Raw genomic sequence first — 11,661 nt, forward strand, 5'->3', positions numbered from 1 at the left:
ACGAATATCGGTTCTGTCACCTGGTCTCAGCTCGTTTTCGTCAAGGTATATGTGAACAAGCTTTGTTTCTTTCTTTTGCTCTACAAACACGTCTTTAAGGTCGAACCAATCCAGCATGTGTTCGGGCAAAAGACATTCTGCAAGGAGTCTATACTTTTCCATATTTATCCGTTCTTTGACTTTATAAACGGACAATATAGTGTTTTTATTGTACTACGATATCCACACACTTTTTCCAGTGGTCCAAACTTAACCAAGGTATTGATATTCGTTCCAAGATTATTCAAGTCTCTTATCTCTTTCATCAACTCCTTCGAAACAGGTTGGCGTATAATGGCATGAAGTGCACCTTCACGAATGTAGGTACTTATGGGCATCTCTCCAGCCTTACGTTTGATACGGACAAACTGTTTTTGTGTGAAACGAACTGGTATGGGCTTGCCATACTTTTCCTCTTCAGGGAGAGGCTTGCGCCCTCCTGGATTGTTGATAACATGTTTTGCCATTTATCTCTTATTCTTTTTGATTTCAGTTCTTGAGGTGCAAGTTTCTCAATAGGTATTGACCTTTGCCATATGCTTGATAGGCAAAGACAATAGCACAATCGGATATACCGATTGCTACTGTTTTCGTATATCGAAAACACAAACTTGCTCCCGAAAGAACTTAATAATTTGCTAACGCATGTTTTTGACCATAGTGAAACATTTATCGCTTGGAGTTATAATGTTGCCTTGTATCAACTGACTCCACTTTTCTCTTGCGGAGGAAATCATTCAAGTCCTTATCTCCTGCATATTCGTCTGATGCATCAATCGTTTGGCTTCTGCAATTTGCTTTGAGTTGCAAGGTTGCATTACGTCCTGCTTCATCATTATCCAAATGACAATAGATGCAGTTGTACTTGTCCAAGATCTTAATACACTTAGGAACATTGATTACAGAGTTCAACACAACGGCATCACAATCTCCATGCAACACAACATAAGATAGAAAGTCTATGAAACCTTCAAATACATGGCAGACTTCGTTACCTTGTGATATTACGGAAATATCCTTTGGAGAGATGCAACCTTTGAAATAAGCATTGCGAATTTCGTAACCACCCGAGCGATTTGGAAAGCCCAATGCAAAATAGTTTCTGCCATGACTACGATAATGAACTTCCTTACAATACCGTTTTGCCACATTCCAAGTTATCCCTCTTTGTACAACATATTTGTACAGGGCATAATGGTTCAGCTCCTCAGTTTCTATATTGGTAAAAGCTATGCCATCTGCCGTCTTCGTTTCTTGTATTTGTTGAACAGTATTGGCAATCGTTAAGTTCCGAAGATAATCTTGAAAGTTGTTTGGATGAAACAACAGATCTATTAAGGTTTTAACTCCACCACCTTTACCCAATCCGAAATCGTACCAAACATTTTTATTGATGTCCACCTTGAATGATGCAGCTTTCTCATCATGCAATGGAGACAAATACCACCAGTTTGCTCCTTTCTTTGCAGTAGGCTGATAATGGTGACTTGCAAGAAAGTCAATTATCTGTATATGCTTATTATCGAATGTATTCATCGTTAATTTGTTGTTGAGTTGTTGAATTGTTGAGTTCGGATGATGAAAAGAGAAAATCGTTGAGCTATTGTTGACCATATTGTTGAGCCGTAAATGCTTATGCCACAATGTATATGTTCTTCTTTTCATCATTTCAACAAATCAACAGAGATTATATGTTTAATGATTCTATGAACTCCTTAGTCACAGTATAATAACGTCCCACCCGACTCACTGCACCAAATTTTGTTGGCTTAGAGTAGTCGTATTGGTATGTCGTATATGAAAGTGCATTGGGAGCCGGCTTCAATCGCCATAACTCCTTCACTACTTTGCGAATATGCCACAATTCCACCTTTACCCCATTAATCGAAAGCAATGGCAGCAGGTCTTGTGGTATAAATGAAACCTTGTCCACTTTCTGACATTCCATAATGCTGCGCAATAACTCTACGAGATCAATCTCCGTATGGTTGCGGTTGCATTGCATGATGCGTTCCAAAGCATCCGTATGAATAAGCGTAGGATTGAACCACATACGACTCTCTTTAGTGCTATATAGTGCCCGATGTTGCAAGTAATACAAGAAAGCTGGAATTTGCGCTTTCAACTTCTGCAAGAAGTTCGTGTCATCGCTTTCCAGCGGCATTATCTTGCGCACCCAATAACGTGTCTCTCCGGTATCAATGATAACTGGGAAAAGCTCATTATTGGAGCACAAGACGAACTTGGCGAAGAAATTCACTTCTTGTCTGTCCTTGCCTTTGGCTTCAACCTTATATGTCTGCGCTGTACTTAGGTTTTTCAGACGTTCTGAATCCTCACGTCTGCACAACAAGACCTCATCAACGACAATCAACAACTTTCCTGCCCAGTCAGCATTGAACTGACTGCGGAAGTCTTCGTTTGTGTTGAATGTGGTATTGTCTTGAAACACCGCTTTCAAGAAATTCAAGAAGGTCGTCTTACCTGTATTGCGCTCTTCAGACACCAACAACAGAATTGGTAGTTTCTGTGTCGGTTGCCTATAAAGCAGTTGCATATAGTCCAATCCTAATTCAAACTGCTCACCGAAAATATGGCGCATCAGTTTTATGATGTCAGGAAACTCGCCCTCAACAGGCACATGAGTAATTGGCTCATACAAATTGTAGAAGCCATCTATCTCTTTATGGTAATCTGTATGACTTGGCACAGTACAGAAGCCATCATATTTTTTGATAGGCGGAGTGTGGCTTTTGCCATAGTCTTGACGGATTGTCCCAAAACTCCATGGTATGCGACGCAATACTGTCGTTCCATTGGCTAAAGGTTGGTGTGCCAGTTTGTACAGAGATGTACCCACACGAATGTATTCTTCTTTAACGTCTGCCATATCGCTTGCTATTTATAAACGACATTGCTTCGTTCTCCAAATCTGCTTCCGATTTTCGATAAGTACCGCTTTTCAGCCATTCTTCTATTTCTGCCTTGTTAAAAATGATATTCTTTCCTTTCTTGTGAAATGGTATTTTTCTTGCACTCGTCCAACCATAGATGGTCTGTTCTGCCGGGTGAGTAGGCAAAAACTCTATGAGATCAGCTACATTGAACCATTGCTGTTCTTCACTCTTCTTTGGTGGTATCAGTTTGTCCACCTTATCACCCAACTCATTAAGTTTGGCATACATGACAGCCAACATCTGAGGCATGTCATTAAACGTGATGTTTTCTTGTTGCATATTTATCAATATTTGTTTCTGTGTGCAAAGGTACATCTACGTTTGTGTGGCAATACGTGGGGCTTTGTGGGGATATAAAAATGACAGATGCGCTATTCGCTTGATAATAAGTGAATAACGCATCTGCCAATAGTTAAACAATGTAAGTTTTGTGGAAAAGCGTGGAATGGTGGGGATATCCACACTTAGTAACTCCTTTTTATGGATTCATCTATTATTTCTTTGTATTCTTTGTTCTTTTCCGAAACTCCAACACTAAGGAAATCTTTATGATGCTTGTCGTAATATTCCATAGAAATATCGCATAGTTCCAACATACTTTCTATCCAATGTCTTGGGGAATCAGACAAAGCAATGGTGTGTGAAACAGCAAACAGCATATAGCAAATACGTTGTTTTTGTCGAGGCAGTGGATGGACTTTGGCTTTATCTAATTTGAGATTCAAAAAATTGATGAAGTCGCTTGCGGGCATGTGCTTGAACTGCTTGCCATTACAAGTCTGATAAATCCCAACACAAACGCCAAGGTTGACAATATCCCTCAACTGAGCTATTTCTTTCAGTATTAAAGATTTATCAATCATGTCTATATCTCCTTCTCCAAGTGTTCTCCATTTTTTAGGATGACATCTACTAATTTTGATATTTTACGAATCAGCAACTCCAGAAATTGCATCTCAAAATAATGCACCTGTCCACACTTCAATTGCTCCTGCCTATATATGCCATATAGTTCTTCTCCTTGCCTATGCGCTTCATCGTATGCCAACTTTATATTGTCGCACTGTGCATCCAATGTCTTGAAGTCCTCTGAATTAAAATCCATCATATCAAGTCTGTTACTTTCAGTTTGATACTTTCTCCACAGATTCGTTGCTTTATCTTTGGCCGCATCCCATCTCTCTTTATATTCTTTCAAGTGAGACTGCTCCATATTTATGAAGTCCGATGCGTTCCAAGCACTCAAATCAAGAGAGACAAACTTATCCACCTCCTTCTTTAAGCCTATAGCGCTTTCATAGAGGGATTTTCCGTCTTGACGTGCCAAATTCTCAACATCATCAATGATGCCGTTGGTGTTCTGATAATCGTGATAGAATTGTGCTATCACACAAGCATCGGCAAATGTAATGTCTGATACATTTGTTCGTGATGCTATGATATGGTTTACTCTTTGTAAACGCTTGATTATTTCTTCAATTATGTTTGCCATATATAATATAGGTGAATATGTTACTTGATAGCAGCCAAGTCTATCTTGATTGCATCGGCTGCATTCTCTTTCTTTTCATCTACCACTTTTGTGTATCTCTGCGTTGTACGAACATTGGTGTGTCCCAACATCTTACTTACCGTGAAAATGTCTGTGCCATTGCTCAGCTGGAGCGTAGCATAAGTATGGCGGAAACAATGGAAAGTGATATGCTTAGTGATTCCTGATGCTTCAATCCATCTTGCCAAGGGTTTGGAAATCCAGGATGGGGCAGGAAGACCTTCAAATACTAATTGGTCAGGATGCCCGGGTTCTCCACATAGATCATACGCTTGCTCAGAAATAGGCATGTACTCAACGCCCTTTGTCTTCTTTTGGTCGAAGTTGATGCGATAGTGAATACCTTCCTTTGTCAACTCCTTCCATGTCATTTTCATAATGTCGCAATGTCGAAGACCTGTCAAAGCAGAGAAAAGGGCTGCACGTTTGATAGTGGGATTGTTGCATGGTGTACAAACCAATCGGTTAAGTTCCTCTAAGGTAAGATGCTCCCTTCTTGCCTCTTTCTCTTTTATACCTTTTATCTTAGCTGCAATATCAGATACAAAATATCCATCAACAAACGCTTGCTTTAATCCAGCCTTGAATATTGCGAAATAGGTGGAAGCCGTATTTTGCGAGATTGTCCCTTTCTTGTTACCTCCTTGTGGAGCATCCAAAAGGAACAATCTAAAATCCTCAACCAGCTTTGTGTCTATGTTGGCAAAGACCATTGGCTGATTGTCGGTAAAGATGAGCATCAGTGCATATACACGATTCCAATTTACAATAATAGAGTCTGAACTATTCCTGTGCCGAATATCTATTATACTCTTGAAATATGTAATAAAATCGCATTGCGATTTCTCTTTCTGTTCCAATAAGGAGGCTTCTGATTCAGAATAAAGTCCTGCGGTATCGTATTCCTTTTGTCTAATAGCCCTGACCTTGTCTGCATAGATGCATGATTCTTGGTCAAGCTCCGACTTGCAAAGGATAACACCATTGACATCACGTTTCGGCTTATATGTTACACTTCCGTCGGAAGCTGTTCTTGCCGTTCTGCTTTTGTCCCATATCGGAGTGGTTATAGTACGGTTGACATACTCGCGCACTCGCTGTGGTTTGCCACCGTTTTTGGATATAACCGGATATGACTCTATGTAAAGATACCATTCCTTGCGAAACTCTGCCTTGCGAAGTTTCACGGAAACACGGGTGTGGGATAGAGATTTCTTCATAGGGATGCTTATTTATAGAGATTGTCTATTTCTTTTTTGGGCACATATACGAAATTGCCGATTTGCCGAGTCGGAATTGAAAACTTTCTGATTTGAAGATAGAGTGTACTATCATTCATGTGATATTTCTCACACGCTTGTTGTATCGTATAGCAATCCTTTGGTTCCAAACTATACAGCTTGGGAATGGGCTTGGGCTGCTTCTTAAGCAAGCTCTTCCTTAGAGGGTACATCTCCATAAGCGTTTCTTTACTTACCCGTGTTTGACGTTGCCCGACATTCACACTTGGAATAACACCCTTGCGTATTAAACGATAAAGCGTTTCCTTGCTGATGCCAAACATGGAATATGCTTCAGGTACAGTTATGTATTCCTGGTCTTTCGGGATAGCTTTGGCTATGGCATCCAAACGCTCATTTCTTTTCTCTTCATCTTTCCTACGCTTAAATGCAACTTTAGAACATCTTGGTGAGCAATACCAAGACGTGATGGTCTTTGCGACGAATGGCTCACCGCAAATCTTGCATTTTCTTGTTATCTCAAACTTTGCTACACCCATACAATTCTACTTTATTATTACTTATGTTTATTAAGTGTCACATTATCTACCAATAAGTGTTGGTACAAATATGGTGCAAAAATAAAGCAAATATCCGAAAAGAGCGAAAGAAATACAAAGTTTAACTAAAAAGAAAATCCGCATAACTCATTGAGCTATGCGGATTTATCTATCTATACCTTTCGGTAGTTATCTATACTTACTTCACCTCCTCGAAATCTGCGTCCTGGATTGTGTCGTCGCCCTTTGCGTCGCCACCAGCCTGCTGCTGTGCGCCAGCACCTGCCTGAGCGTCAGCGCCAGGCTGTGCACCACCCTGATACATCTGGGCAGAAGCGGCCTGCATTACGTTGTTGAGGTTGGCGATGGCTGCGTCGATGGCTGCAACGTCTGCTGCCTTGTGAGCGTCCTTGAGCTGCTGGAGAGCCTGCTCGATGCCCGGCTTCTTGTCAGCAGGAATCTTGTCACCGTTGTCCTTGAGGAAGTTCTCGGTTGTGAAGATCATTGAGTCAGCCTGGTTGAGCTTATCAATCTTCTCGCGCTCTGCCTTATCAGAAGCAGCGTTCTGCTCTGCCTCTGCCTTCATACGCTCGATTTCCTCCTTGCTAAGACCAGAAGAAGCCTCGATGCGGATGGCCTGCTCCTTGCCTGTTGCCTTATCCTTTGCAGATACGTTGAGGATACCGTTGGCGTCGATATCGAAGGTTACCTCAATCTGAGGAACGCCACGGCGTGCCGGTGCGATACCCTCAAGGTTGAACTGACCGATTGACTTGTTCTGAGCTGCCATAGGACGCTCACCCTGAAGCACGTGGATTGTTACGGCTGTCTGGTTGTCAACGGCTGTTGAGAATACCTCGCTCTTCTTAGCTGGGATAGTTGTGTTAGCGTCGATAAGCTTTGTCATTACGCCACCCATTGTCTCGATACCGAGAGTAAGAGGAGTAACGTCGAGCAATACGATGTCGCCTACACCGCTCTCCTTGTTAAGGATAGCACCCTGGATGGCTGCACCTACAGCTACCACCTCATCGGGGTTAACACCCTTTGAAGGCTCCTTACCGAAGTAGTTCTTAACGAGAGTCTGAACGGCAGGTATACGGCTTGAACCACCAACGAGGATCACCTCGTCAATATCAGAAGTCTGGAGCTTTGCGTCGCGCATTGCGTTCTGGCAAGGAACGAGACAAGCCTGGATGAGGTTGTGAGCCAACTGCTCGAACTGTGAACGTGTCAGAGTCTTAACCAAGTGCTTTGGAACACCGCCCTCTGCTGAGATATACGGAAGGTTGATTTCTGTAGAAGTTGTGCTTGAAAGCTCAATCTTAGCCTTCTCAGCAGCCTCCTTCAAGCGCTGCATAGCCATCGGATCCTTAGAGAGGTCGATGCCTTCGTCTGCCTTGAAGCCGTTAACGAGCCACTCGATGATAACCTGGTCGAAGTCATCACCACCGAGGTGAGTATCACCATTGGTAGAGAGAACCTCAAACACACCGCCACCGAACTCGAGAATAGAGATATCAAATGTACCACCACCGAGGTCGAATACGGCAATCTTCATATCCTTGTTAGCCTTGTCAACACCGTAAGCAAGAGCTGCGGCTGTCGGCTCATTCACGATACGACGAACATTGAGACCTGCAATCTGACCAGCCTCCTTAGTAGCCTGACGCTGTGAGTCAGAGAAGTAAGCCGGAACGGTGATGACTGCATCAGTTACCTCCTGTCCGAGGTAGTCCTCAGCGGTCTTCTTCATCTTCTGAAGCACCATAGCGGAAATCTCCTGCGGAGTGTACTTGCGGCCGTCGATGTCAACACGGGGATAACCACCCTCGTTAACTACTGAGAACGGAACGCGTGTAACCTCCTTAGCGCACTGGTCGTATGTCTCGCCCATGAAACGCTTGATAGAATATACGGTGTTCTTCGGGTTGGTGATGGCCTGACGCTTTGCAGGATCGCCCACCTTACGCTCACCGTCCTTTACGAAACCAATAACAGAAGGAGTTGTACGCTTGCCTTCGCTGTTGGTGATAACTACAGGTTCGTTGCCTTCAAAAACTGCAACACATGAGTTTGTAGTACCTAAGTCGATTCCAATAATCTTTCCCATAATTGTATATTTTTTATTTTTATTTTCTTGTTTAATAAAATGTAATATGCCGAACATCATTCACTTACGTCCATATCTCAGTATTTCCATACTTCCATATTTTCGCTTCTGAACGGTGTTCGGCATATAATATACAAATGGTGTGCCAAAAAGTTGGCGATTAGCATTAGGTGACATTTCTGCCACCTTTTATTATGCCATTATGTCATATTTTGAGTATTCCCTTCTGTCTGATATCCTGTGAAGATGCTCCCACCATGATATCAAATTCGCCTGCTTCAAGCACGCGTTTCATATCCAGTCCGATGATGGAGAGTTCGTCGAAACCGAGTGTGAAGGTCACGTCGCGGCTCTCGCCTGCCTTGAGACTTATCTTCTCGAAAGCGCGGAGTTGCAATGGCGGCTGTGCCACTGAAGCGGCACGGTCGTGAACATAGAGCTGCACCACCTCACTGCCATCACGGCTGCCGGTGTTCTTCACATTTACTGTAACCTTGGCAACAGCAGGGCTGGCATCCATCATAAGTCCGTTGTCTGATGTCATACCTACTGCCGATGAAGACAGCTTCTCTATCTTCAGACCGGAATACTCAAATGTGGTGTATGAGAGTCCGTAGCCGAAAGGATAGAGCGGTTCTGATGTGAAATCCATGTAGTCGCGCTGCTTACCGGCACTGTAATAGACGGGGAGTTGTCCAACACTGCGCGGGATGCTCACCGGGAGACGACCAGACGGATTGGCATCGCCAAAGAGTATGGAGGCAATAGCCTTTCCTCCCTGCTCGCCAGGATACCAAGCGGTGAGCAATGCGTCAGCCTTCTCTGAAGCATTGTTCATAAGCAGCGTTCGTCCCTCTATATAAACAATGATAAGTGGCTTGTGATTCTTCTTTGTAACAGTAGCTACGGCATCAATGAGTTGTTCCTGCTTGCCGAGGAGATCCAGAGTGGAACGGTCGAAACCTTCACCGCAGTCCATATCCAGCACCTCCTTGGATGCAATAGCTGCACCAGTGGCGATATACTTAGTACGGAAATCGCGGGCACTGGAACCACCCACTACGAGAACCACTGCATCAGCACTCTCTGCAGCACGTACAGCAGCGGGAATATCAGCTGTAGTGGTATCACGTACAGCACAACCCTTTGCATACACCACTTCCGTCTTGTCACCTGCGGCAGCCTTCACTCCGTCCAGAACGGTATGGATGGCCTCGCGGGCCTGCGGTGCTGTATAATCACCAAGCTGGTTGTACGGTGTGTCAGCGTTAGGACCGATGACAGCAATTCTGCCAAGCGAACGTGAGAGCGGCAACACTCCGTCATTCTTAAGAAGGACGGTGCCTTCCTCTGCCACCTGCTCTGCTATGGCCATATGTTCTGCCGAACGACATGTTGTCTTGGCACGCTTCGGATCGACATACGGATTTTCGAAAAGTCCCTGACGGAACTTCAGACGCAAGACATTAGCAACGGCACGGTCAATATCTGCCATACTGATGGCACCCTTGTCAAGTTCGTTCTTAAGATGCTTGCCATAAGCATCACCTCCAAGGTCCATATCAAGACCTGCCTTAAGAGCCAAGGAAGCAGCTTGTGCTGTATCGCGAGCGGCTCCAAGAGACTGGATAACCTCAATGGAATAAAGGTCACTGTAAACGAAGCCATCGAATCCCCACTCGCCACGAAGCATATCCGTGAGAAGACGCTTGTTAGACGTACATGGCACGCCATCCACCTGGTTGTAAGATGTCATAACCGTAGCAGCGCCATTCTTGACAGCCTTCTCAAAAGGCAGAAGAAGCTGAGAGCGTAGCATACGCTCTCCGACAAAGACACCACCACCATTGTGACCTCCCTCAGGAACGCCATATGCTGCAAGGTGCTTAGGAGTGCAATAAACATGACTTCCGTCAGCAGCATCTCCCTGCAAGCCTCTAACGACAGCAGGACCCAAGACAGACGCCAACCAAGGATCTTCGCCGAATCCTTCTTCCATACGTGACCAACGCGGCTCTCTCGCCACATCAAGCACCGGACCATAACCGACATTTCCTCCCTGCGAACGAACTTCCTTGCCCATAGCATCGCCCATACGATACATCAAGTCAGGATTCCAAGTGCTGGCACAGCAGAGTCCGGTAGGATAAACTGTGGTGCCGATTGCCATATGTCCGTGTGGAGTCTCCTCTGCAAAGAAGATAGGAATGCCAAGACGTGTCTTCTCCACAGCATATCGTTGCAGAGAATTAATGGCTTTGGCTGCAAGTTCTGGATAAAGACCTGTCTCAAGTGTCTTCTGGGTCCAGGGATCAGCACGCAGTACAGCCCAATACGAACCGATAGGCGCCTTGTCCATCATATCACGGAAGAGCTGGGAAGGCTCCACTGTCTTCTGGCTTGTCTTGTTATACATCTGCCAACCAAGCGGGCAACGCAACTGTGCAATTTTCTCCTCAACGGTCATACGACTGAGCAGGTCAGCAACACGCTCCTCCACCGGTCGGGAAGCCTGCTTATAGACAGGAGTTTCAACCATTGTCTTCTTTGACGAACGCTTGTGCGACTGTGCAGAAACGGGCACAAGAGTAGTGGCAAGAAGTAAGGCAAGAATGGATATATTCTTATGAATCATATTATATAATGTTAATTGTTTGTCAATTAGTTATTAAAAAAACCTCAGATAAAGAAATCAGTTTTTAGCTGATGCAAAATTAATAAAAAACTACTAAAAACAAGATATAAAGATACAAAAAAAGGTCTTCAAAGTCGTTAGACTCTGAAGACCTCAAGTAAAAGAAGGCAGCCACCTACTCTCCCGCATTGCATTGCAGTACCATCGGCGCAAACGGGTTTAACTTCTCTGTTCGGAATGGGAAGAGGTGGGACACCGCCGCAATAACCGCCTAATGTTCGTTCGCTACGCTCACTCTAATTATTATTTATTAATTAGTATTTATATTTATTTGTGGCGTGCGTATAAGATAGACACGTTGATATAGCAAAAACTGTTGTTAAAGTTGTCAACAACTGAAAGCACGACTACTCGTGAAGAAAGTCTCGGGCAATTAGTACTGCTCGGCTTTGACGTCACCGTCTTTACACCTGCAGCCTATCTACGTCGTCGTCTACAACGACCCTCAATGGAGTTCTCATCTTGCGGAAGGCTTCGCACTTAGATGCTTTCAGCGCTTATCCTAACCAGACTCGGATACCCAGC

At 44.1% G+C, this 11,661-nt stretch carries 10 protein-coding genes and 2 rRNA genes; all 12 read right to left on the reverse strand.

The window, feature by feature from the left end:
* Window positions 1–164: 164 nt before the first annotated feature.
* Window positions 165–506, reverse strand: a complete 342-nt coding sequence (locus CHL74_RS13970) for a plasmid mobilization protein (RefSeq protein ID WP_254923327.1) — start codon at window positions 504–506, stop codon at window positions 165–167.
* Between the two features lie 202 nt (window positions 507–708).
* Window positions 709–1,653 (reverse strand): toprim domain-containing protein, encoded by a 945-nt coding sequence (locus CHL74_RS13975; protein WP_254923328.1) that lies wholly within the window; start codon window positions 1,651–1,653, stop codon window positions 709–711.
* A gap of 73 nt (window positions 1,654–1,726) precedes the next feature.
* Window positions 1,727–2,929 (reverse strand): primase-helicase family protein, encoded by a 1,203-nt coding sequence (locus tag CHL74_RS13980; protein ID WP_094881813.1) that lies wholly within the window; start codon window positions 2,927–2,929, stop codon window positions 1,727–1,729.
* The gene (locus CHL74_RS13985; RefSeq protein ID WP_094881814.1) at window positions 2,916–3,275 is read right to left on the reverse strand and encodes a helix-turn-helix domain-containing protein; all 360 of its coding nucleotides are present in this window, start codon (window positions 3,273–3,275) and stop codon (window positions 2,916–2,918) included. Before CHL74_RS13985 ends, CHL74_RS13980 begins: the two co-directional genes overlap by 14 nt.
* Before the next feature lie 185 nt (window positions 3,276–3,460).
* Window positions 3,461–3,859, reverse strand: coding sequence for a hypothetical protein (locus CHL74_RS13990; protein ID WP_094881815.1), 399 nt, complete (start codon window positions 3,857–3,859; stop codon window positions 3,461–3,463).
* Between the two features lie 2 nt (window positions 3,860–3,861).
* Window positions 3,862–4,488, reverse strand: a complete 627-nt coding sequence (locus tag CHL74_RS13995; protein ID WP_094881816.1) for a hypothetical protein — start codon at window positions 4,486–4,488, stop codon at window positions 3,862–3,864.
* Window positions 4,489–4,508: 20 nt separating this feature from the next.
* Window positions 4,509–5,768, reverse strand: a complete 1,260-nt coding sequence (locus tag CHL74_RS14000) for a site-specific integrase (protein ID WP_094881817.1) — start codon at window positions 5,766–5,768, stop codon at window positions 4,509–4,511.
* 8 nt (window positions 5,769–5,776) lie between these two features.
* Entirely contained in the window at window positions 5,777–6,328 is a 552-nt protein-coding gene (locus CHL74_RS14005; RefSeq protein WP_094881818.1) for a helix-turn-helix domain-containing protein, read from the reverse strand.
* Window positions 6,329–6,527: 199 nt separating this feature from the next.
* On the reverse strand, window positions 6,528–8,441 hold the full coding sequence (gene dnaK, locus CHL74_RS14010) for a molecular chaperone DnaK (protein ID WP_094881819.1): 1,914 nt from the start codon (window positions 8,439–8,441) through the stop codon (window positions 6,528–6,530).
* 205 nt (window positions 8,442–8,646) lie between these two features.
* Window positions 8,647–11,076 carry a glycoside hydrolase family 3 N-terminal domain-containing protein gene (locus CHL74_RS14015; protein ID WP_094881820.1) on the reverse strand — a complete coding sequence of 810 codons (2,430 nt, stop codon included), beginning with the start codon at window positions 11,074–11,076 and terminating at the stop codon, window positions 8,647–8,649.
* Window positions 11,077–11,238: 162 nt separating this feature from the next.
* Window positions 11,239–11,351 (reverse strand): 5S ribosomal RNA (gene rrf, locus CHL74_RS14020).
* 138 nt (window positions 11,352–11,489) lie between these two features.
* Window positions 11,490–11,661: ribosomal RNA gene (locus CHL74_RS14025) — 23S ribosomal RNA — on the reverse strand; the annotation flags it as partial.

This window comes from Prevotella sp. 885 (assembly GCF_002265625.1).
In the GTDB taxonomy this organism is placed as follows: domain Bacteria; phylum Bacteroidota; class Bacteroidia; order Bacteroidales; family Bacteroidaceae; genus Prevotella.